Source organism: Streptomyces sp. NPDC017095 (assembly GCF_044332325.1).
Classification (GTDB): domain Bacteria; phylum Actinomycetota; class Actinomycetes; order Streptomycetales; family Streptomycetaceae; genus Streptomyces.
Genome location: NZ_JBIROU010000016.1, coordinates 145,388 through 165,399 on the forward strand (window position 1 = coordinate 145,388; position 20,012 = coordinate 165,399).

The 20,012-nt window shown below is 72.0% G+C and carries 20 protein-coding genes and 1 pseudogene; 11 read left to right on the forward strand and 10 right to left on the reverse strand.

Going from position 1 to position 20,012, the window contains the following annotated elements; translation table 11 throughout:
• Window positions 1-70 precede the first annotated feature (70 nt).
• Window positions 71-3,895 (forward strand): multifunctional oxoglutarate decarboxylase/oxoglutarate dehydrogenase thiamine pyrophosphate-binding subunit/dihydrolipoyllysine-residue succinyltransferase subunit, encoded by a 3,825-nt coding sequence (locus ACH4OA_RS28175; RefSeq protein WP_397971818.1) that lies wholly within the window; start codon window positions 71-73, stop codon window positions 3,893-3,895.
• 753 nt (window positions 3,896-4,648) lie between these two features.
• Window positions 4,649-4,996: pseudogene (locus ACH4OA_RS28180) on the forward strand (CU044_2847 family protein); the annotation flags it as partial.
• Between the two features lie 297 nt (window positions 4,997-5,293).
• Here the strand turns inward: ACH4OA_RS28180 and ACH4OA_RS28185 are convergent.
• Window positions 5,294-5,473: a DUF6104 family protein gene (locus ACH4OA_RS28185; protein WP_010476542.1), complete on the reverse strand. Its 180-nt coding sequence runs from the start codon at window positions 5,471-5,473 to the stop codon at window positions 5,294-5,296.
• Window positions 5,474-5,747: 274 nt separating this feature from the next.
• Between ACH4OA_RS28185 and ACH4OA_RS28190 the strand changes: the two genes are divergently transcribed.
• Window positions 5,748-6,650 carry a DUF4097 family beta strand repeat-containing protein gene (locus ACH4OA_RS28190; protein ID WP_397940186.1) on the forward strand — a complete coding sequence of 301 codons (903 nt, stop codon included), beginning with the start codon at window positions 5,748-5,750 and terminating at the stop codon, window positions 6,648-6,650.
• A 1-nt stretch (window position 6,651) separates the two neighbouring features.
• Window positions 6,652-7,725 carry a PadR family transcriptional regulator gene (locus ACH4OA_RS28195; protein WP_397971821.1) on the forward strand — a complete coding sequence of 358 codons (1,074 nt, stop codon included), beginning with the start codon at window positions 6,652-6,654 and terminating at the stop codon, window positions 7,723-7,725.
• 99 nt (window positions 7,726-7,824) lie between these two features.
• Here the strand turns inward: ACH4OA_RS28195 and ACH4OA_RS28200 are convergent, their stop codons facing one another.
• The 4 genes from ACH4OA_RS28200 to ACH4OA_RS28215 form a co-directional block, all read right to left on the reverse strand.
• Window positions 7,825-8,388 (reverse strand): Clp protease N-terminal domain-containing protein, encoded by a 564-nt coding sequence (locus ACH4OA_RS28200; RefSeq protein ID WP_397971824.1) that lies wholly within the window; start codon window positions 8,386-8,388, stop codon window positions 7,825-7,827.
• Window positions 8,388-8,597, reverse strand: coding sequence for a sigma factor-like helix-turn-helix DNA-binding protein (locus ACH4OA_RS28205; RefSeq protein ID WP_365879302.1), 210 nt, complete (start codon window positions 8,595-8,597; stop codon window positions 8,388-8,390). The genes ACH4OA_RS28200 and ACH4OA_RS28205 overlap by 1 nt, the downstream gene beginning before the upstream one ends.
• A gap of 113 nt (window positions 8,598-8,710) precedes the next feature.
• Complete coding sequence (locus tag ACH4OA_RS28210) at window positions 8,711-9,676, reverse strand: zinc-binding dehydrogenase (RefSeq protein WP_397940192.1); 966 nt, start codon at window positions 9,674-9,676, stop codon at window positions 8,711-8,713.
• A gap of 219 nt (window positions 9,677-9,895) precedes the next feature.
• A complete protein-coding gene (locus ACH4OA_RS28215; RefSeq protein WP_365879298.1) occupies window positions 9,896-11,119 on the reverse strand; it encodes an NADP-dependent malic enzyme in 1,224 nt (407 codons plus the stop codon).
• Between the two features lie 546 nt (window positions 11,120-11,665).
• Here ACH4OA_RS28215 and ACH4OA_RS28220 point away from each other — a divergent pair.
• The 3 genes from ACH4OA_RS28220 to ACH4OA_RS28230 are packed head-to-tail and all read left to right on the forward strand — an operon-like array spanning window position 11,666 to window position 14,405.
• Window positions 11,666-12,625 carry an ABC transporter substrate-binding protein gene (locus ACH4OA_RS28220; protein ID WP_397940194.1) on the forward strand — a complete coding sequence of 320 codons (960 nt, stop codon included), beginning with the start codon at window positions 11,666-11,668 and terminating at the stop codon, window positions 12,623-12,625.
• Between the two features lie 38 nt (window positions 12,626-12,663).
• Entirely contained in the window at window positions 12,664-13,602 is a 939-nt protein-coding gene (locus ACH4OA_RS28225) for an amino acid ABC transporter permease (protein ID WP_397971827.1), read from the forward strand.
• Window positions 13,599-14,405: an amino acid ABC transporter ATP-binding protein gene (locus ACH4OA_RS28230; RefSeq protein WP_397971829.1), complete on the forward strand. Its 807-nt coding sequence runs from the start codon at window positions 13,599-13,601 to the stop codon at window positions 14,403-14,405. The genes ACH4OA_RS28225 and ACH4OA_RS28230 overlap by 4 nt, the downstream gene beginning before the upstream one ends.
• A gap of 160 nt (window positions 14,406-14,565) precedes the next feature.
• Here the strand turns inward: ACH4OA_RS28230 and ACH4OA_RS28235 are convergent, their stop codons facing one another.
• Complete coding sequence (locus ACH4OA_RS28235; protein WP_397940200.1) at window positions 14,566-15,324, reverse strand: class I SAM-dependent methyltransferase; 759 nt, start codon at window positions 15,322-15,324, stop codon at window positions 14,566-14,568.
• A gap of 101 nt (window positions 15,325-15,425) precedes the next feature.
• On the opposite strand from ACH4OA_RS28235, the gene ACH4OA_RS28240 reads away from it, so the two are divergent.
• The gene (locus ACH4OA_RS28240; protein WP_397948537.1) at window positions 15,426-16,055 is read left to right on the forward strand and encodes a CGNR zinc finger domain-containing protein; all 630 of its coding nucleotides are present in this window, start codon (window positions 15,426-15,428) and stop codon (window positions 16,053-16,055) included.
• Here ACH4OA_RS28240 and sodX read toward each other — a convergent pair.
• The gene (sodX, locus tag ACH4OA_RS28245) at window positions 15,959-16,393 is read right to left on the reverse strand and encodes a nickel-type superoxide dismutase maturation protease (protein ID WP_365879288.1); all 435 of its coding nucleotides are present in this window, start codon (window positions 16,391-16,393) and stop codon (window positions 15,959-15,961) included. The genes ACH4OA_RS28240 and sodX overlap by 97 nt on opposite strands.
• Before the next feature lie 145 nt (window positions 16,394-16,538).
• Here sodX and sodN point away from each other — a divergent pair, with 145 nt between their 5' ends.
• The 3 genes from sodN (at window position 16,539) to ACH4OA_RS28260 (ending at window position 17,949) form a co-directional block, all read left to right on the forward strand.
• Entirely contained in the window at window positions 16,539-16,934 is a 396-nt protein-coding gene (gene sodN / locus ACH4OA_RS28250; RefSeq protein WP_365879286.1) for a superoxide dismutase, Ni, read from the forward strand.
• 210 nt (window positions 16,935-17,144) lie between these two features.
• On the forward strand, window positions 17,145-17,498 hold the full coding sequence (locus ACH4OA_RS28255; protein ID WP_365879311.1) for a helix-turn-helix transcriptional regulator: 354 nt from the start codon (window positions 17,145-17,147) through the stop codon (window positions 17,496-17,498).
• A gap of 34 nt (window positions 17,499-17,532) precedes the next feature.
• Complete coding sequence (locus ACH4OA_RS28260; protein WP_397940203.1) at window positions 17,533-17,949, forward strand: VOC family protein; 417 nt, start codon at window positions 17,533-17,535, stop codon at window positions 17,947-17,949.
• Between the two features lie 57 nt (window positions 17,950-18,006).
• Here ACH4OA_RS28260 and ACH4OA_RS28265 read toward each other — a convergent pair whose 3' ends face one another.
• From ACH4OA_RS28265 to ACH4OA_RS28275, 3 genes are all read right to left on the reverse strand, one after another.
• Window positions 18,007-18,339, reverse strand: coding sequence for a DUF952 domain-containing protein (locus tag ACH4OA_RS28265; RefSeq protein ID WP_397940205.1), 333 nt, complete (start codon window positions 18,337-18,339; stop codon window positions 18,007-18,009).
• Between the two features lie 51 nt (window positions 18,340-18,390).
• Window positions 18,391-18,642 carry a hypothetical protein gene (locus ACH4OA_RS28270; protein WP_397971831.1) on the reverse strand — a complete coding sequence of 84 codons (252 nt, stop codon included), beginning with the start codon at window positions 18,640-18,642 and terminating at the stop codon, window positions 18,391-18,393.
• 188 nt (window positions 18,643-18,830) lie between these two features.
• On the reverse strand, window positions 18,831-19,970 hold the full coding sequence (locus ACH4OA_RS28275) for a family 2 encapsulin nanocompartment cargo protein polyprenyl transferase (protein WP_397940207.1): 1,140 nt from the start codon (window positions 19,968-19,970) through the stop codon (window positions 18,831-18,833).
• Window positions 19,971-20,012 lie beyond the last annotated feature (42 nt).

The window sequence follows — 20,012 nt, forward strand, 5'->3', positions numbered from 1 at the left end:
CCGCCAGGGAGGCGTAGCCTTTATTCCCGCTGTCCATCACCTTGTGAAGCGGAAGAGGGCGGTTGCCGCCGTGTCGCCACAGTCCCCCAGTAACTCATCGAGCGCCCCCGGCCTCCGGCCGGGCGGTACCCCCACCACCGACGACCGAGCCGGGAAGAACCCCGCCGCCGCGTTCGGTGCGAACGAATGGCTCGTCGACGAGATCTATCAGCAGTACCTCCAGGACCCGAACTCGGTGGACCGAGCCTGGTGGGACTTCTTCGCCGACTACAAGCCGGGGGCTCCTGCCACCCCGGCCCCGGCGGGCACCGCGGCCACGGGGGCCGCGGAGACCACCTCCCGCACGGCCGCGCAGGCCGCCCCGGCCCAGGCCGCCGCCCCGGCCCCCGCGCAGGCACCGGCCCCCGCGGCCCCCGCTCCCGCGGCGCAGGCCGCCCCGGCCAAGCCGGCGCAACCCGCACAGGCGCCCGCTCAGCCGAAGGCCGCCGCCCGGCCCGCTCCCGCGAAGGACGCGAAGGAAGCGCCCGAGGGCCCCGAGCTGGTCACGCTGCGCGGCCCGGCCGCCGCCGTGGCGAAGAACATGGACGCCTCGCTGGAGATGCCGACCGCCACCTCGGTCCGCGCCGTCCCGGTGAAGCTGCTGTTCGACAACCGCATCGTCATCAACAACCACCTCAAGCGCGCCCGCGGCGGGAAGATCTCCTTCACGCACCTCATCGGGTACGCGATGGTGCAGGCCGTCAAGGCCATGCCCGCGATGAACTGGGCGTTCGGCGTCAAGGACGGCAAGCCGACCCTGATCAAGCCGGCGCACGTCAACCTCGGCCTGGCCATCGACCTGGTCAAGCCCAACGGTGACCGCCAGCTCGTCGTGGCCGCCATCAAGAAGGCCGAGACGCTGAACTTCTTCGAGTTCTGGCAGGCCTACGAGGACATCGTCCGCCGCGCCCGCGAGGGCAAGCTGACGATGGACGACTTCTCCGGCGTCACGGTCTCCCTGACCAACCCCGGCGGCCTCGGCACCGTGCACTCCGTGCCGCGGCTGATGCCCGGCCAGTCCGTGATCATGGGCGTCGGCGCCATGGACTACCCGGCGGAGTTCCAGGGCACCAGCCAGGACACCCTGAACAAGCTCGGCATCTCCAAGGTCATGACGCTCACGTCGACCTACGACCACCGGGTGATCCAGGGCGCCGCCTCCGGCGAGTTCCTGCGCAACGTCGCGAACCTGCTGCTCGGCGAGAACGGCTTCTACGACGACATCTTCGAGGCGCTGCGCATCCCCTACGAGCCGGTCCGCTGGCTCAAGGACATCGACGCCAGCCACGACGACGACGTCACCAAGGCCGCCCGCGTCTTCGAGCTGATCCACTCCTACCGGGTCCGCGGCCACGTCATGGCCGACACCGACCCGCTGGAGTACAAGCAGCGCAAGCACCCCGACCTGGACATCGTCGAGCACGGCCTCACCCTGTGGGACCTGGAGCGCGAGTTCGCCGTCGGCGGCTTCGCCGGCAAGTCGATGATGAAGCTGCGCGACATCCTCGGCGTGCTCCGCGACTCGTACTGCCGCACCACCGGCATCGAGTTCATGCACATCCAGGACCCCAAGCAGCGCAAGTGGATCCAGGACCGCGTGGAGCGCCCGCACTCCAGGATGGAGCGCGAGGAGCAGCTGCGGATCCTGCGCCGGCTGAACGCGGCGGAGGCCTTCGAGACCTTCCTGCAGACCAAGTACGTCGGCCAGAAGCGCTTCTCCCTGGAGGGCGGCGAGTCCGTCATCCCGCTGCTCGACGCGGTGATCGACTCCGCCGCCGAGTCCCGGCTGGACGAGGTCGTCATCGGCATGGCCCACCGCGGCCGGCTGAACGTGCTGGCCAACATCGTCGGCAAGTCGTACGCGCAGATCTTCCGCGAGTTCGAGGGCAACCTCGACCCGAAGTCGATGCACGGCTCCGGCGACGTGAAGTACCACCTGGGCGCCGACGGCACCTTCACCGGCCTGGACGGCGAGCAGATCAAGGTCTCGCTGGTCGCCAACCCCTCCCACCTGGAGGCCGTCGACCCGGTCCTGGAGGGCGTCGCCCGCGCCAAGCAGGACATCATCAACAAGGGCGGCACGGACTTCACGGTCCTGCCGGTGGCGATCCACGGCGACGCGGCCTTCGCGGGCCAGGGCGTGGTGGCCGAGACCCTGAACATGTCGCAGCTGCGCGGCTACCGCACCGGCGGCACGGTCCACATCGTCATCAACAACCAGGTCGGCTTCACCGCGGCCCCCGAGTCCTCGCGTTCCTCCATGTACGCCACGGACGTGGCCCGCATGATCGAGGCCCCGATCTTCCACGTCAACGGCGACGACCCCGAGGCCGTCGTCCGCGTGGCGCGGCTCGCCTTCGAGTTCCGCCAGGCGTTCAACAAGGACGTGGTGATCGACCTCATCTGCTACCGCCGCCGCGGTCACAACGAGTCGGACAACCCGGCCTTCACCCAGCCGCTGATGTACGACCTGATCGACAAGAAGCGCTCGGTGCGCAAGCTGTACACCGAGTCGCTGATCGGTCGCGGCGACATCACCCTGGAAGAGGCCGAGCAGGCCCTCCAGGACTACCAGGGCCAGCTGGAGAAGGTCTTCACGGAGGTCCGCGAGGCCACCTCGCAGCCGGCCGCCGGCGACGTCCAGGCGCCGCAGGACGGCTTCCCGGTCGCGGTCCCGACCGCGGTCTCCGCCGAGGTCGTCAAGCGGATCGCCGAGTCCCAGGTCAACGTCCCGGACAACATCACCGTCCACCCGCGCCTCCAGCCGCAGCTCCAGCGGCGCGCGGCGATGGTCGAGGACGGCACGATCGACTGGGGCATGGGCGAGACCCTCGCCATCGGCTCCCTGCTGCTGGAGGGCACCCCGGTCCGGCTGGCCGGCCAGGACTCCCAGCGCGGCACGTTCGGCCAGCGCCACGCGGTGCTGATCGACCGGGAGACCGGCGAGGAGTACACCCCGCTGCAGTACCTCGCCGAGGACCAGGCGCGGCTGAACGTCTACAACTCGCTGCTGTCGGAGTACGCGGCGATGGGCTTCGAGTACGGCTACTCGCTGGCCCGCCCGGACGCGCTGGTGATGTGGGAGGCGCAGTTCGGCGACTTCGTCAACGGCGCCCAGACGGTCGTCGACGAGTTCATCTCCTCGGCCGAGCAGAAGTGGGGCCAGACGAGCGGTGTCGTGCTGCTCCTGCCGCACGGCTACGAGGGCCAGGGCCCGGACCACTCCTCCGCGCGCCCCGAGCGGTTCCTCCAGCTCTGCGCGCAGAACAACATGACGGTGGCCATGCCGACCTCGCCGTCGAACTACTTCCACCTCCTGCGCTGGCAGGTGCACAACCCGCACCACAAGCCGCTGGTCGTCTTCACCCCGAAGTCGATGCTGCGTCTGAAGGCGGCGGCGTCGAAGGCGGAGGAGTTCACGACCGGCGGGTTCCGCCCGGTCATCGGCGACAGCACGGTGGACCCGGCCGCGGTCCGCAAGGTCGTCTTCTGCGCCGGCAAGGTCTACTACGACCTGGAGGCGGAGCGGGTCAAGCGCGGTGTCACGGACACGGCGATCATCCGCATCGAGCGGCTGTACCCGCTGCCGGGCGACGAGCTGCAGGCGGAGGTCAACAAGTACCCGAACGCCGAGAAGTACCTGTGGGCGCAGGAGGAGCCGGCGAACCAGGGTGCCTGGCCGTTCATCGCGCTCAACCTGATCGACCACCTGGACCTGGCGGTCGGCGCCGACATCCCGGCCGGCGAGCGGCTGCGGCGCATCTCGCGCCCGCACGGCTCGTCCCCGGCGGTCGGCTCCGCCAAGCGCCACCAGGCGGAGCAGGAGCAGCTGGTGCGTGAGGTCTTCGACGCCTAGCCGTCCCACCTGAGGGCCCGGTACCGAGTTCCCGCTCGGCACCGGGCCCTTCTGTGTGTCCGGGCCGGGTGCGGCGGCCGCGGACGGCCAGGGTCGGGGCCGCCGGCGCTGATCGGCACCGCGGAGGGCCGGGGTCGGGGGCGCCGGCCCGGACCGGCGCCGCGGACGGCCGTGCCGGGGTCGCCGGCCCGCACCGGCGCCGTGGGGGGGCGTGGCCGAGGCCGGAGGTCCGGCCCGGCGCCGCGGAGAGGGTGGCCGAGGCCGGGCCCGTGCCGCCGGGCCGGGGCACGACCACGGCGGCCGTCCCGGTGCCGGTGCGCGGCTCCCAGGCGCCGGCGGCGGTGCGGGGGCCGCTGGCCCGGATCGGCGCCGCGGAGGGCCGGGGTCGGGGCCGGACGCCCGGCCTGGTGCCGGGGTCGGCGGTGCCGGGACCGCCAGCCCGGTCCGACGCCGCGGGGGGACCGTGGCCGGGGCCGGAGGCCCGGTCCGGCGCCGCGGGAGGGGGCGTGGCCGGGGCCGGGCCCGTGCCGCCGGGCCGGGGCACGACCACGGCGGCCGTCCCGGTGCCGGTGCGCGGCTCCCAGGCGCCGGCGGCGGTGCGCTCCTGCCAGGCCACGCTGAACGCGGTCTCCCCGCGGCACATCACGGCTCCCCCCTTGCCCACGGCATGGGCGCAGGTCAACAGCCAGCCCGGGGCGATGAAGAACCCCGAACCCCAGTGCGCGTCACGTTCCGTTGCACACCCGTCACCAGGTGCGCCGATGCGCGCGAGAGAGGGGCGCACCAGCTCCTCGAAGGCGCTCATACGGCGCCCGGGGCCGGGGACCGCGGCGGTACGAGCCTTTCCCCTCCATCAGCGAAGCCGACGAGGAGGCGCTGGACGGGGACGGCTGCTGGGACACCGGACTCGGTGGCCGGGTCATCGACATGGCGGAGGGACTGGCCGGCACGGTCGGCGGTGTCGTGCGCTCCCTGCGCGCCGGTCTGGACACACCGGCACCCGTCGAGGTCTCCGTCAGCTTCGGCATCGAACTGACGGCGCAGTCCGGCAAGATCGTGAGCGCCATCGCGGAAGGCGGCGGCCGTTCCTCCCTCGCCGTGTCCCTGACCTGGACCGAACCGGCCGCGACGGCGGACGGCGCGGATCCCGCGGCGCCGGGCGGGGCGGTAACGCGCGGGGAAGGGCAGGGGGAGGGGAAGACAAGGCCGGGGAACGATACGGCCGACGATCGCCCCTGGGACCGCAAGCGGCTGCTCGCCCGCACTGGGACGGTCCCACCGCCCGGCTGGTTCGGCCGGCCCGGGAGGTCCGGCCCGGGGGCCCGGCCCGGTTGGTCCGGCCCGGTTGGTCCGGCCGGCCGGACGCGCTACGCCCCGGGCTACGCGTCGTCCTCGCCGCTACTCGTCGTCCTCGTCGTCGAGCCGTGCGAGCCAGGTGGCCAGCCGCTCCACGGGCACCTCGAAGTCGGGGTTCAGGTCCACGAACGTGCGCAGCTGCTCGGCGAGCCACTCGAAGGTGACCTCTTCCTGGCCACGCCGCTTCTCCAACTCCTCGATACCGCGGTCGGTGAAGTACATAAGGGCACGTCTCCTGCGCAAACATCCAGCCGGCAACTCTCCCCACCACCCTAAGCGCCCCGGCCGCACGCACCTAGCCGCGGGCGGGCGCAGTCCTCCAGCGGCCAGGCGCAGGCGGAGACGGAGGGGGCACGGAGGGGCGCGGCCCGGTGCCGCCAGCGTCGCCCGCCCCCCTCGAACGGGTGTCTTGACTTCCGAATCCCGCGATATATCGTGTTGGATAGAGAACGCGATATGACGTGTCGCCGTACCCATGCCCGTCCAAGGGGGTCCCATGTCCGAGTGGTCCGTCAGCGAACCCCAGAAGCTGACCTTCGACGCCCCCGTGCGCGACGTGCGGGTCCGCATCGTGAACGGCACGGTGAACGTCGTCGGCACCGACGAGCCCGCCGCCCGCCTGGAGGTCTCGGAGCTGGAAGGCCCGCCCCTGGTGGTCACCCGGAGCGGCGACACCCTCACCGTGGCCTATGAGGACCTTCCCTGGAGAGGCCTGCTCAAGTGGCTCGACCACAAGGGCTGGCGCCGCAGCGCCGTCGTCTCCCTGGCCGTCCCTGCGGACACCCGCGTGGAGGTCGGCGTGGTCGGCGCCGGGGCGGTCGTCTCGGGCATCCGCGGCCCCGCCGTGATCAAGGGCGTGACCGGGGACTCCACTCTGGTCGGCGTCTCGGGCCCGGTCCGCGCGGACACCGTCTCGGGGAGCGTGGAGGCGCAGGCGGTCACCGGGGACCTGAAGTTCCACTCGGTCTCGGGCGACCTCACCGTGGTGGAAGGCTCCGGCCCCTCCGTGCGGGCCGACACCGTCAGCGGCTCCATGATCGTCGACCTGGACCCCGACGGCCCCACGGACGTCGGCCTCACCAGCGTCTCCGGTGAGATCGCGATCCGTCTGCCGCACCCGGCGGACGCCGAGGTGGAGGCGAACACCGCGAGCGGCACGATCTCGAACGCCTTCGAGGGACTGCGGGTGCGCGGCCAGTGGGGCATGCACAAGGTCACCGGCCGCCTGGGCGCGGGCACGGGCAGACTGCGGGCCACCACGGTCTCCGGTTCGATCGCCCTGCTGCGCCGCCCGCACCGGGACGACGAGGACCCCGCCGCCCGGGACCCCGGCCCGGCGCAGACCCCCGACACCGCTTCCGCCCCGGCCGGTGACACGACCGACAAGAAGGTGCTCTGACATGCCTCCCGTCTTCGCCCACGGCCGTCTCCGCCTGTACCTGCTGAAGCTGCTGGACGAGGCCCCTCGCCACGGCTATGAGGTGATCAGGCTCCTGGAAGAACGCTTCCAGGGTCTCTACGCCCCCTCGGCGGGCACGGTCTACCCGCGCCTGGCCAAGCTGGAGGCGGAGGGCCTGGTCCGGCACACCACGGAGGGCGGCCGCAAGGTGTACGCCATCACGGACGCGGGCCGCGCCGAGCTGGCCGGCCGCAGCGGTGAACTGGCCGACCTGGAGCTGGAGATCCGCGAGTCGGTCGCGGAGCTGGCCGCCGAGATACGGGCCGATGTGCGCGGCGCGGCCGGCGACCTGCGCCGCGAGATGCGCGCCGCGGCGTCCGAGGCCCGCCGGGACACCCGGGCCTCCGGCAGCGGTTCCCCTTACGGGGAGTACGGCGAGCCGGCCGACACGGAGGCGTGGCAGGCCGCGAAGGAGGAGATGCGCCGGGTCAAGCAGGAGTGGAAGGAGCAGGCGCGGCGCGCGAAGGACGAGAGCCGCCGGGCCCGCGAGGAGGCCGAGCGGGCCCGCCGCCAGGCACAGGAGGCCCAGGCACGGGCGCGGGCCCAGGCACAGGAGGAGGTGCAGCGCATCGCCCGCCGCGTCCAGGACCGGGTCCAGGACCACTTCACCCGGGGCGACTGGCCGACCGGAGTCCGTGAGGGCCTGTCCGAACTGGCGAAGGAGTTCGGCGAGTTCGGCAGGGACTTCGGGAAGGGGTTCGGGAGGGACTTCGGCAAGGACCGGGGCGCCACCCGCACCGCCGGGGACGAGGCCGGACCCTCACCGTCCCCGGAGCCGCACATCACCGTCACCACGGATGACTTCCCCGCCGTGTACGAACCGGCCTGGGCCCACGAGGACCCCACCGGTGACCCGGCCCGCGACCTGGACCGCCTCCTGGACCGCTTCCGTGACGACATCCGCGACACGGCCCGCGACCACGGCGTCACCCCGGCCCAGCTCCGCGAGGCCCGCCACCACCTCTCCGCGACGGCGGCCCGCATCGCGGCCCTCCTGCACACCCCGACCACCTGACCCGCCCCGGGACCCCGCGCCGCCCGCCCACCCGCCCGCTCACCGAGACCGGCGAACGGGGTGGGCGGCACGGGGCCCGGAGCGAGCGCCCCGCTTCGGTCACCCGCCGGCCGGCCGGGACGGGCAGTCGGGCAAGCACACCCTCGACACCGCCTCGAACGTCACCCCGTGATCGGCCAGCACCTCACCCGCCACCCCCGGCAGCACCGTCAGCGCCAGCAGCAGGTGCTGGTCCCCGATGAACCGCTCACGCCGGCCGTGGGCCACCCGCAGCGCCCGCTCCAGCACCTTCTTGGCCTCCCGGCCGAAGGCGGGCCGGCGGCCGGTCGGTACCGCCCGGTCCCCGGACAGCGCTCCGGCCCCGTGCACCTCCTCCACCCGCGCCACGATCTCCCCCACATCGATCCCGAGCCCGGCGAGCGCGTCCGCGTCAGCCCGGGTCAGTCCGGCCCGCCGCCGTGCCTCGGCCAGGGCCCGCCGCACCGGCTCCCGTGACTCCGCGAGCCCGAGGGCGGACAGCGCGGAGGAGGCCGGGCCGCCCGCACGGTCGAGCAGCGCCAGCAGCAGATGCCCGGCATCCACCGTCCGCGCCCCTCCCTCGCGCGCCTGCTCGACCGCCCCCGCGACCACCGCCCGCGCGTCCTTGGTGAACCGCTCGAACATCAACGCCTCCCGTACTTCTTGTGCACGGCTTGCCTGCTGACACCCAGCTCCGCGGCGATCTCCTGCCACGACCAGCCCTGAAGGCGCGCGCTGCGCACCTGGACCGCCTCCAACTGCTCCAGCAGCCTGCGCAGCGCGGCCACGGCCCGCAGTCCGATCCGTGGATCACGGTCGCCGGCACGCTCGGCGAGATCGGTTGCCTCACTCATAGCGTCAATCTAGGTTGACACTCCTCATCCGTCAACCAAGGTTGACGTCCGCCCCGCGCAAAAGGCGGGCCCGGCATCCGGACCCGCCTTCCGAACCAACGGCCTCCACGACCTCAGGAGTTGGTGAGCACGATCTTCCCGAACTGCTCCCCGGACGCCAGCCGTTCGAAGCCCTCGCGGGCCCGGTCCAGCGGCAGTTCCTCGTCGATGACGGGCCGTACACCGGTCGCGGCACAGAAGGAGAGCAGATCCTCCAGCTCGTCCTTGGTGCCCATCGTGGAGCCGACCACCTTCAGTTCGAGGAAGAAGATCCGGGTCAGCTCGGCGTGCGAGGGCCGGTCCCCGCTGGTGGCCCCGGAGATGACGAGCGTGCCGCCGGGCCGCAGCGACTTCACCGAGTGGGACCAGGTGGCCGCGCCCACGGTCTCGATGACGGCGTCCACCCGCTGCGGCAGCCGGGCGCCCGGCTCCACCGCCTCCACGGCACCCAGCTCCAAGGCCCGCTTCCGCTTCGCCTCCTCCCGGCTGGTGGCGAAGACCCGCAGCCCGGCCGCCTTGCCGAGGACGATCGCGGCCGTGGCGACACCGCCGCCCGCGCCCTGCACGAGGACGGAGTCACCGGGCCGTACCCCGGCGTTGGTGAACAGCATCCGGTAGGCCGTCAGCCAGGCGGTCGGCAGGCAGGCGGCCTCCGCGAAGGAGAGTTGCTTCGGCTTGGGCAGGATGTTCCAGGCCGGCACGGCGACCTGTTCGGCGAAGGTGCCCTGGTAGCGCTCGGTGAGGATGGAGCGCGGCTCGTCGGGGCCGACCCCGTGGCCGGTCTGGCCGATGACGGAGTGCAGGACGACCTCGTTGCCGTCGGCGTCGATCCCGGCGGCATCGCAGCCGAGGATCATCGGCAGCCGGTCCTCCGGGAGGCCGACACCCCGCAGAGACCAGAGGTCGTGGTGGTTGAGGGAGGCGGCCCGCACGGTGACGGTGCTCCAGCCGGGACGGGCCTCGGGAGCCGGACGCTCTCCCGACTCGAGGCCGGAGAGCGGCTGGTCGCGGTCGATTCTGGCGGCGTAGACAGCGAACATGGAGCCGACGATAGGGGCGCGCTGCCCCCGGCGGAACCACGGCGCTCTGTGACACATGCCCTCTTGCGCACCAGCGTCCGTGCGGCGCAGCCCCGGCGGCGACCGCGTGGCGCGGCCCGGCGGCGACCGCCCGGGGAAACCTCGCGCTCACCCGGCCGACCGGGTGAGCGGGGCGAAAAAACGGCCCCGCCCAGGCGGGCGGGGCCGTGGGGTGTCGCGTCAGCGGCGGGCGACGCCCTCCGCGCGCGCGGCGGCCGCGACCGCCGCGGTGACGGCCGGGGCGACCCGCTCGTCGAACGGCGACGGGATCACGTAGTCGGCGGCGAGGTCGTCACCGACCACCGAGGCCAGCGCCTCGGCGGCGGCGATCTTCATGCCCTCCGTGATCCGCGTGGCCCGCACCTGGAGCGCGCCCGCGAAGATCCCGGGGAAGGCCAGCACGTTGTTGATCTGGTTCGGGAAGTCCGAGCGCCCGGTGGCGACGACCGCCGCGTACTTGTGCGCGACGTCCGGGTGCACCTCGGGGTTCGGGTTGGCCATCGCGAACACGAAGGCGCCCTCGGCCATGGAGGCCACGGCGGCCTCCGGGACCGTACCGCCGGAGACGCCGATGAAGACGTCCGCGCCCGCGAGGGCGTCCTCCAGCGAGCCGGTGAGGCCGGCCTTGTTGGTGAACCCGGCCAGCTCGCGCTTGACCGGGGTCAGGTCGTCCCGGTCGGCCGACACGACACCCTTGCGGTCCGCCACCGCCACGTCCCCGATGCCGGCCTCGACCAGCATCCTGGCGATGGCGACACCGGCCGCGCCGGCGCCCGAGATGACGGCCCGCAGCTGCCCGATCTCGCGCCCGCTCAGCCGCGCCGCGTTGCGCAGCGCCGCGAGCGTCACGACGGCCGTACCGTGCTGGTCGTCGTGGAAGACCGGGATGTCCAGGCGCTCCTGGAGCCGGCGCTCGATCTCGAAGCACCGGGGCGCCGAGATGTCCTCCAGGTTGACTCCACCGAACGAGGGAGCCAGCCGGACGACGGTCTCGATGATGTCGTCCACATCGGTGCAGTCGAGGGCGATCGGGACCGCGTCCACGCCGCCGAACTGCTTGAACAGGATCGCCTTGCCCTCCATCACGGGGAGGGAGGCCTGGGGACCGATGTCCCCGAGTCCGAGCACGGCCGTACCGTCGGTCACGACGGCGACCACGCCGGCCTTCCATGTGTAGTCGTTGACCAACTCTGGCTGTTCCGCGATCGCGGTGCACACGCGCGCGACTCCGGGCGTGTACGCGAGGGAAAGGTCGTCCTTGTCGCGGACCGGCACGGTGGCCCGCACGGCCATCTTGCCGCCGCGGTGCAGCGCGAACGCCGGATCGAAGGAATCGAGGGGCTCGGCCCCGCCGTCCTGGTCCGTACCGGCGTCGCTGCGAGGATTGACGATCTCCGCTGCCACTTTGTCTTACCCCTTAGGTATGCATGGTTTGAGGGTCGACCACTCCTGGTGAGGGGTGGGCGGGCACCGCGTACGGCCCGATTGCTGATACGTGCGAGGCCGTACGCGACGGGCGCGCCGCACACGCGCCCTGAGCCCCGGATGAGGGGTGTAAAGAACCTTCTTACCGGACCGGCGGCACCCGCGACGAGTCCAATAGGTCCAAGGTCACATCCGGGAACCGGAAGGCGACTCGAAAGTGACACGCGGCCGACGGGCCGGAATGGCGGGAAATCACCCGGACCCGACTGCCCACATGGTGAGACACGCCGAAGATTCTCCGGTCGGAGGGCCGGATTCCCGTAGAAGGTTCGGCGGGTATGGACCAAGGATGTACCGACCTGAGGCGGTTCGGGGGTCACCCGTTATCCGATTTTGACATAGCGGGTCCTCTGAATGGCCTAGTCCGAATGGCAAGATGCCGTAAACCCACGAGGTCGCGACACCCGAAGGTGTGTGTTTCCGTCGACCCATCGGCAACTCTTCCCATCCGCCGGAGGAACCACGATGACCGCAAGCTCCACCCGTCGTACCACCGCCGCGCGCTCACGTCTGGCCGCGGTCGGTGCGATCGCGGTCGCAGGCACCCTGCTGCTCACCGGCTGCGGTGACCAGACGAAGGACAAGAACAAGGACTCCGGCAGCGCGTCCACCAGCAGCGCCCCGCTCGCCGACAAGCTCCCGCAGGAGATCCGGAGCAAGGGCAAGCTCAGGGTCGGGACGGACGCGGCGTACGCGCCGATGGAGTTCAAGGACTCGTCCGGCAAGATCGTCGGCATGGACCCCGACCTGGCGGTGGCCCTGGGCAAGCAGCTCGGGGTGACGTTCGAGTTCCAGAACGGCACCTTCGACACCCTGGTCACCGGTCTGCGCTCGGACCGCTACGACATCGCGATGTCGGCGATGACGGACACCAGGAACCGTCAGGAGGGCGTCGACCCGGAGACGGGCAAGAAGGTCGGCGAGGGTGTCGACTTCGTCGACTACCTGACCGCCGGTGTCTCGATCTACACCCGCAAGGGCGACACCCAGGGGATCAACGACTGGGCGGACCTGTGCGGCAAGAAGCTGGCCGTGCAGCGCGGCACCACCTCCGAGGACCTGGCCAAGGCGAAGTCCAAGGAGTGTCGTGGCGGCAAGAAGATCACCATCGAGCCCTTCGACGACAACGAGCAGGCCCAGACCCGGCTGCGCTCGGGCGGCGCGGACGCCCTGTCGGCCGACTTCACGGTCGCCGCGTACGGCGTGAAGACCTCCGGCGGCGGCAAGGACTTCCAGATCGTCGGCGACCAGGTGGACGCCGCTCCGTACGGCATCGCCGTCGCCAAGAAGGACACCCAGCTGCGCGACGCCCTCCAGGCCGCGATGAACGCGCTGATCAAGAACGGCGAGTACCAGAAGATCCTCGACAAGTGGGGCGCGCAGGACGGCGCCGTCAAGGAGTCCGTGATCAACGGCGGCAAGTGACCGCGATCGACGACAGCGGCCACTGAGAGGCACTACCCGTGACTGACATAGAGAAGACGGCGCGCCCGGGCGGCACGCCGGCGGCCGGCGCCGAGGCCGTCAAGGCCGTCCCGGTCCGGCACTACGGACGGTACGTTTCCGCCGTGATCGCGATCGCGCTGCTCGTCGCGATCGTCTACGCGTTCGGCCAGGGCAAGATCAACTGGCACGCGGTTCCCGAGTACTTCTTCGACGACCGGATCATGACCGGTGTCGGCAAGACCCTCCTGCTGACGGTCCTGTCGATGCTGATCGGCATCGTCGGTGGCATCGTCCTGGCGGTGATGCGGCTGTCGAAGAACCCGGTGACCTCCTCCATCGCCTGGTTCTACATCTGGTTCTTCCGCGGCACCCCGGTCCTGGTCCAGCTGTTCCTCTGGTTCAACCTGGGCCTGGTCTTCGAGTACATCAACCTGATGCCGATCTACAAGGACTACTGGTCGAACTTCATGACGCCGCTGCTGACGGCGTTGCTCGGCCTGGGTCTGAACGAGGCGGCCTACATGGCCGAGATCTGCCGGGCCGGCCTGCTCGCGGTGGACGAGGGGCAGACCGAGGCGGCCCACGCGCTCGGCATGAGCCACAGCAAGACCCTGCGCCGGGTGGTCATCCCGCAGGCGATGCGCGTGATCGTGCCGCCGACGGGCAACGAAGTGATCAACATGCTGAAGACGACCTCGCTCGTCGCGGCCGTCCAGTATCCCGAACTGTTCCGCTACGCCCAGGACATCGGCCAGAACTCCGGTGCCCCGGTGGAGATGTACTTCCTCGCCGCCGCCTGGTACCTGCTGATGACCTCGGTACTGAGCGTGGGCCAGTACTACGTCGAGCGGTACTACGCCCGCGGCTCCAGCCGCCAGCTGCCGCCCACGCCGTGGCAGAAAGTGAAGGCCAACATGCTGTCGCTGGGCCGCCCGAAGGGAGCGGTGGGCGCATGACCGAGAAGCTGAGCAAGCCGCAGGACACCCCGCCCCAGGACACCGTCCCGATGGTCAGGGCACAGGGGGTGCACAAGTCCTTCGGCCATGTCGAGGTGCTGAAGGGCATCGACCTGGAGGTGAAGCCGGGCGAGGTGTTCTGCCTCATCGGGCCCTCCGGTTCCGGCAAGTCGACCTTCCTGCGCTGCATCAACCATCTGGAGAAGATCAACGCCGGGCGGCTGTACGTCGACGGCGAGCTGGTCGGCTACCGCCAGCAGGGCGACAAGCTGTACGAGCTGCGCGACCGCGAGGTCGCCATGAAGCGCCGTGACATCGGCATGGTCTTCCAGCGCTTCAACCTGTTCCCGCACATGACGGCCGTGGAGAACGTCATGGAGGCGCCGGTGCAGGTGAAGGGCGCCAACCGGAACGAGGCCAGGGAACGCGCCATGCAACTGCTGGAGCGGGTCGGCCTGGCCGAGCGCGCCGGGCACTACCCGTCGCAGCTCTCCGGCGGCCAGCAGCAGCGCGTGGCCATCGCCCGGGCCCTGGCGATGGACCCGAAGCTGATGCTGTTCGACGAGCCGACCTCGGCCCTGGACCCGGAGCTGGTCGGTGACGTCCTGGACGTCATGCGGGACCTCGCCGAGTCCGGCATGACCATGGTCGTCGTCACCCACGAGATGGGCTTCGCCCGGGAGGTGGGCGACAGCCTGGTCTTCATGGACGACGGCGTGGTGGTCGAGTCCGGCCGGCCGCGGGACGTCCTGACGAACCCGCGGCACGAGCGGACGCAGTCGTTCCTGTCGAAGGTGCTGTGAGGCCCTGTCCGCAGTGCGGTAAAGGCCTGCCCGAGGTGCAGTTCGAGGCGCGGTAAGGGGCCTTGTCCGCGGCGCGAGGCGCTACGGCGGGCCGGTCGCCCGGCGACACGGGGAGGGGCGGTAACGGGATTCCCGTACCGCCCCTCCCGCCTGTCCGGGCCTACTTGAGCGCGAGCAGCAGGGTGTCGGAGGGCGAGCACCACACCGGCCGGGCCTCGCCGAAGCCGTGCGCCCGCAACGCCTGGGCGTGCCAGGACGCGGACGGCGTCTCGCCGTCGGCGTGGGCGCCGTAGATCTCGAAGCGGCGTGCCGTGGGTGCGGCGAGGACCGGGTCCTGGGCCGCCAGCGCCCACCACTGCTCCCAGTCCAGCGCGCCGTCGCGCCTGGCCTGCTCCCTGCGGGCGCGCCGCTGGGCCTGCTCGGCCGCGTTGATCCGGGGCGTGGAGTCGTCGATCATGTGGTCGGCGTTCAGGAAGACGCCTCCGTCGCGCACGAGCCCGGCGAGCCGGCCGTACAGCGTGCCGAGCGCGTCCTTGCGCAGCCAGTGGAGGGCCGTGGCCGTGAGAACCGCGTCGTAGGTGTCGTACGGCAGCCGGTCCGGCCAGCCGGGGTCCGTCAGGTCGGCCTCGACGAAGGTGACGCGGTCGTCGTCCGCGAAGGTGCCGCGGGCGATGGTGAGCAGGGCGGGGTCCAGGTCGACGCCGGTGCTGGTGGCGTCCGGGAAGCGGGCGAGGAGCCGGGCGGTGATGGTGCCGGTGCCGCAGGCGAGGTCGAGGACGCGCGGCCGGGGCCCGGTGAACGCCTCCACCATGTCCAGCATGATCCGGAACCGCTCCTCGCGGTCGGGCATGTACCACTCCTGCTGCCGGTCCCAGCTCTCCTGCCAGGCGAGCCAGTCGGTTCCGGTACTGACGGTCATGAGAGCCCTCGTCTCCGCACACATACGTAATACCCTGGACGCACGACCGGCTGTTACCCGACCGCAGACACGACCCTAAGACGCCCGCGTAAGGACTACAAGTGGAACTGGCCTATTACTCGGATTACGCCGTACGTCTCGTCAACAGCGAGGAACCGGCCCGGGGCAAGGACACCCTGACCACGGTGGAGGCCGTCCGCGACCTCTTCGGCGTCAACGCGTCGGCCGCCCGCCGCGCCACCGACGCCGACGTCACCCGCTTCCGCTCGGTCCGGGCGCGGCTGCGCGCGGTCTTCGAGTCCGCCGACCAGGGCGACGAGACCCTGGCCGTGGACCTGCTCAACTCGCTGCTGCTGGAGTTCCCGGTCAGCCCGCAGATCTCCGGGCACGACTTCCGCGACGACGACGGCCGGCCGCTGTGGCACATGCACCTGGCCGACCACCCCTCCAACGCCACCGCCGGCTACGCGGCGATCGCGGCGATGGGCCTCGCCTTCCACCTCACCGAGTACGGCGTCGACCGGCTCGGCCTGTGCCAGGCGCCGCCGTGCCGCAACGCCTACCTGGACACCTCCACCAACCGCTCCCGACGCTACTGCTCGGACCGCTGCGCCACCCGCGCCAACGTGGCCGCCTACCGGGCCCGCAAGCGTCTGGAGGCCGACCGGCCGGGCAGCAGCGGGCGGGCCGCCGAGAACGCCCAGCGCAGCAGCGCCAGCGGCGAGCGCTGATCCGCCCGGGCCGGCCGGAAGCGGAACCACGCCTTGCCCAGGATCAGTTCCTCGGGCACGACCCCGTAGTCCGTGCTGTCGCCGCCCGCGTAGGGGTTGTCCCCGAGCACCCACCAGCCGCCGTCGCGCCGCTCCACGGCCCGCTTGACCACCAGCAGGTCCTGCTGGAAGGGGTGGCGCAGGACCACCACGTCACCGGCCCTGACCTCGCCCCCGTACCGCACCAGCAACTGGTCACCGTGACGCAGCGTGGGCACCATGGACGGGCCGGTCACCTCGGCCAGTCCGAAGGGCGCCACGGCCCTGCCCCGTTCGCTGTCCTGCGACAGTTCCGGCATCCCCGGCACCTCCCCGGTCCGTTCCTCCACCAGTCTCAGTCTCACCCTGGACTTTTGTCCTAAGCCCTAGGGGGCAGCCGAGAAATCGCGTTCCTCAGGGAGTAATGTCGCACCTGAGAAGACGATCACGAGGAAGGAATGCTCCATGCTTTCCCGCCTGTTTGCCCCCAAGGTCAAGGTCAGCGCCCACTGCGACCTGCCCTGCGGCGTGTACGACCCGGCCCAGGCCCGCATCGAGGCGGAGTCGGTGAAGGCCGTCCAGGAGAAGATGGCCGGCAACGCCGACCCGCACTTCCAGGCTCGCGCCACCGTCATCAAGGAGCAGCGCGCGGAGCTGGCGAAGCACCACGTCTCCGTCCTGTGGAGCGACTACTTCAAGGCCCCGCACTTCGAGAAGTACCCGGAGCTGCACCAGCTGGTCAACGACGCCCTGAAGGCCCTCTCGGCCGCCAAGGCGTCGACCGACCCGGCGACGGGCCAGAAGGCCCTGGACTACATCGAGCAGATCTCCAAGATCTTCTGGGAGACCAAGCAGGCCTGACCCCCGGGTCCTCCCTGGTTCCCCGGCCGCGCCCGGTCCGCGTCCCGCCGTCTTCTTCGGCGGGGGTGCGGACCGGGCGCGGTTTTTTTCGACCGCGCCGTGTGCTCACCGAACTCGGCGGCGGGCCGCGGGGCTTGGCCGGGGTTGTGCCAAGCTGGGTGGGTGACCGCTCTGGAGGATCTGAGACGGCTGCGGCGGGTGCGGGACCGGATGGACCGGGAGTACGCCGAGCCGCTCGACATGACCGAGCTGGCCCGGGATGCCCTGATGTCCCCGGGCCACTTCCAGCGCAGCTTCCGCAAGGCGTTCGGCGAGACGCCGTACAGCTATCTCATGACCCGCCGGATCGAGCGCGCCAAGACGCTGCTGCGCCGGGGCGACCTCACCGTGACCGAGGTGTGCCTCGCTGTCGGCTGCACCTCCCTCGGCTCCTTCAGCTCCCGCTTCACCGAGCTGGTCGGCGAGACGCCGAGCGCCTATCGCGCCCGCGACCACCAGGAGAGCGCGGTGATCCCGTCCTGTGTGGCCCGCAGGCTGACCCGGCCGCGCCGCCGTCCGTACTGAGGCACGGTGTGCCGGCCCGCTCTAGGGTGTGGCCATGGATGTGAAACTCGCTCAGTGCTTCCTCGCGGTGGACGACCATGACAAGGCCATCGCCTTCTACCGCGATGTGCTCGGCATGGAGATCCGCAACGACGTGGGGTTCGAGGGGATGCGCTGGGTGACCGTGGGCTCCCCGCTCCAGCCGGACGTGGAGATCGTCCTGGAGCCGCCGGACGCGAGCCCGGACGCCTCCCCCGCCGACAAGCAGGCGCTCAACGAACTCCTCGCCAAGGGCCTGCTGCGCGGGGTCATCTTCACCACCCCCGACTGCGACGCGCTGTACGAGCGGGTACGGGAGTCCGGCGCCGACGTCCTCCAGGAGCCGACGGACCAGCCGTACGGCGTGCGGGACTGCGCCTTCCGGGACCCGGCGGGCAACCAGCTCCGCTTCCTCGAACGCCCCTCGGGCTGACAGCCGCCGGGCGGACAGCCGTCTGGCCGGGAACCGCCCGCTCCCGGCCCCGCCGGCTCAGCCCCAGGGTTCCACGTCCACCACGGCCTCGGCCGGCACGGGACCGTACACGTGCGGGAACTCCTCCCCGCCCGGCTCCGCCGCCTCGTACCGCACCGGCGCCCCGACCCGGGCCGGGTCCACCACCAGGACGACCAGCTCGTCCGGGCCGTCGTAGCCGCCGTAGAGGAACTCGGCGATCCGCGGGAGCTGCTCCCGGGTGGAGAAGTGGATGAAGCCCTCCTCCTGGAGGGTGCGGCCCCGGGTGGACCACTCATAGGCGCCCCGCTCCCGTGCCGCCTCCCACAGGGCACGCTCGGTGATGTGCAGGATGTACGGCAGTTTCGGCATGCGCCCACGCTACGGCGTGCCGGGCGGCCCCGGTGCCCGGACCGTGCCGTTCTACGCGTCGGCGGACGGGCCGGGACCCGAGGGACTTGGACCGGAGGAGCCTGCACCGGAGGGCCCGGGTCCGGTGTGCCGCTCGCCCGCGGCGGGCCGGGCCGGGTCCGTGTCGGCGCGGGCCGCGCAGCCGGGGTTGTGGCAGGGGCCGGGGCCCCAGACCGGTACCCAGGCGCCCAGCGTCTTGTGCCGCTTGACGACCGTCCCGACGGGCTGTCCGCAGACGGGACAGACGGATTCCTCGCTGCCCATGCCCTCAGGGTAGAGCGGCCGGGGCCGCGGCGCTTCCCGTCGGGCCGGCACCGGTCCCGGCGGCGGACGGCGGCCCCGCACACCGTGGCGAAGTGCGGGGCCCGCCTGACCGGAACCCCCGGTGGAGCGTGCGAGGCCGGCACGCGTCCGAGGGCTCCGGGTTCTCTCCGGCCGCCGGTCCGGCGGCCTCAGCTGCTGCGCCGGGTGACGAACTCGGCGAGCGCCAGCAGACCGCCCGCCGCCTCCGGGTCGGGGATCGCGCGGGTCAGTTCCTGCACGGCCCGGGCCATCCGGTCGGCGGCTTCGGCCTGCGCCCAGTCCCGGCCGCCGGCCCGCTCCACCGCCAGTGCCGTACGCGCGATCTCCCCGTCCTCGCCCCCCTCCCTGGGATACGGCCTCGCGTACATCACGGCGAGGTCGGCCGCGCCCGGCGCACCGGAGGTGAGCGCCGCCACCACCGGCAGGGACTTCTTGCGGGCGGCGAGATCCGCGCCGACCGGTTTGCCGGTGCGCCGTGGGTCTCCCCATATGCCGATGACGTCGTCGATCAACTGGAAGGCGAGCCCCGCCTGGCGGCCGAAGCCGTCCAGCGCGGCGACATCCGCCTCGTCGGCTCCCGCGTACAGCGCGCCGAGTGCGCAGGCACAGCCCAGCAGCGCGCCCGTCTTGGCCTCGGCCATGGCCAGCACCTCGTCCAGCGTCACCGCGTCCGGTGCGCGCTGCTCCAGCTCGCTGTCGGCGTGCTGGCCCTCGCACAGCTCCATGACGCAGGTGGTGAGCCGGGCCGCGGCGCGAGCGGAGGCGGGGTGCGGGTCCTCGGCGAGCAGCCGCAGGGCCAGCGCCTGGAGGGCGTCCCCGCCCAGGATCGCGTCGGTGTCCCCGAACACGGTCCAGGCCGTCGGCCGGTGCCGGCGGGTGGTGTCCCGGTCCATCACGTCGTCGTGCAACAGCGTGAAGTTGTGGACCAGTTCGACCGCCGCCGCCGCGCGGACGGCCGCCGCCCGGGCCGCCGGGCCGCCCAGGGCCGCGGCGGCCGCCAGCACGAGTGCCGGTCTGATCGCCTTGCCCGCGTTGCCCGCCGCCGGTGTGCCGTCGGCGTGCTGCCAGCCGAAGTGGTAGAGCCCGATCCGGCGCATGGAGGCGGGCAGCGACTCCACGGCGGCGCGCAGCTCCGGGTCGACCAGAGCCCGGGTGCGTTCCAGTTGCGCCGCCGCCTCCTGCCCGTCGGGCGGGCCGGCGGTGCTCCCGGTCATCCCCCGGTCCTCCCCCGCCGGGTCGGGCGGCACGCCGGGGGAACGCTCGTCGGTCGTCGTCATGGACTCGTTCATGTCTCCCCCTCGGCTGGTCCGCACGGGCCGGCGTCGCCGCCC

Bases quoted from the DNA above. Each gene is read 5' to 3' on its own strand.
- ACH4OA_RS28185 (WP_010476542.1), bottom strand. From the start codon at position 5,473: ATGTACTTCACCGACCGCGGTATCGAGGAGTTGGAGAAGCGGCGTGGC.
- ACH4OA_RS28190 (WP_397940186.1), top strand. From the start codon at position 5,748: ATGTCCGAGTGGTCCGTCAGCGAACCCCAGAAGCTGACCTTCGACGCC.
- ACH4OA_RS28195 (WP_397971821.1), top strand. From the start codon at position 6,652: ATGCCTCCCGTCTTCGCCCACGGCCGTCTCCGCCTGTACCTGCTGAAG.
- ACH4OA_RS28200 (WP_397971824.1), bottom strand. From the start codon at position 8,388: ATGTTCGAGCGGTTCACCAAGGACGCGCGGGCGGTGGTCGCGGGGGCG.
- ACH4OA_RS28205 (WP_365879302.1), bottom strand. From the start codon at position 8,597: ATGAGTGAGGCAACCGATCTCGCCGAGCGTGCCGGCGACCGTGATCCA.
- ACH4OA_RS28210 (WP_397940192.1), bottom strand. From the start codon at position 9,676: ATGTTCGCTGTCTACGCCGCCAGAATCGACCGCGACCAGCCGCTCTCC.
- ACH4OA_RS28220 (WP_397940194.1), top strand. From the start codon at position 11,666: ATGACCGCAAGCTCCACCCGTCGTACCACCGCCGCGCGCTCACGTCTG.
- ACH4OA_RS28230 (WP_397971829.1), top strand. From the start codon at position 13,599: ATGACCGAGAAGCTGAGCAAGCCGCAGGACACCCCGCCCCAGGACACC.
- ACH4OA_RS28235 (WP_397940200.1), bottom strand. From the start codon at position 15,324: ATGACCGTCAGTACCGGAACCGACTGGCTCGCCTGGCAGGAGAGCTGG.
- sodX (WP_365879288.1), bottom strand. From the start codon at position 16,393: ATGCCGGAACTGTCGCAGGACAGCGAACGGGGCAGGGCCGTGGCGCCC.
- sodN (WP_365879286.1), top strand. From the start codon at position 16,539: ATGCTTTCCCGCCTGTTTGCCCCCAAGGTCAAGGTCAGCGCCCACTGC.
- ACH4OA_RS28255 (WP_365879311.1), top strand. From the start codon at position 17,145: ATGGACCGGGAGTACGCCGAGCCGCTCGACATGACCGAGCTGGCCCGG.
- ACH4OA_RS28260 (WP_397940203.1), top strand. From the start codon at position 17,533: ATGGATGTGAAACTCGCTCAGTGCTTCCTCGCGGTGGACGACCATGAC.
- ACH4OA_RS28265 (WP_397940205.1), bottom strand. From the start codon at position 18,339: ATGCCGAAACTGCCGTACATCCTGCACATCACCGAGCGTGCCCTGTGG.
- ACH4OA_RS28270 (WP_397971831.1), bottom strand. From the start codon at position 18,642: ATGGGCAGCGAGGAATCCGTCTGTCCCGTCTGCGGACAGCCCGTCGGG.
- ACH4OA_RS28275 (WP_397940207.1), bottom strand. From the start codon at position 19,970: ATGAACGAGTCCATGACGACGACCGACGAGCGTTCCCCCGGCGTGCCG.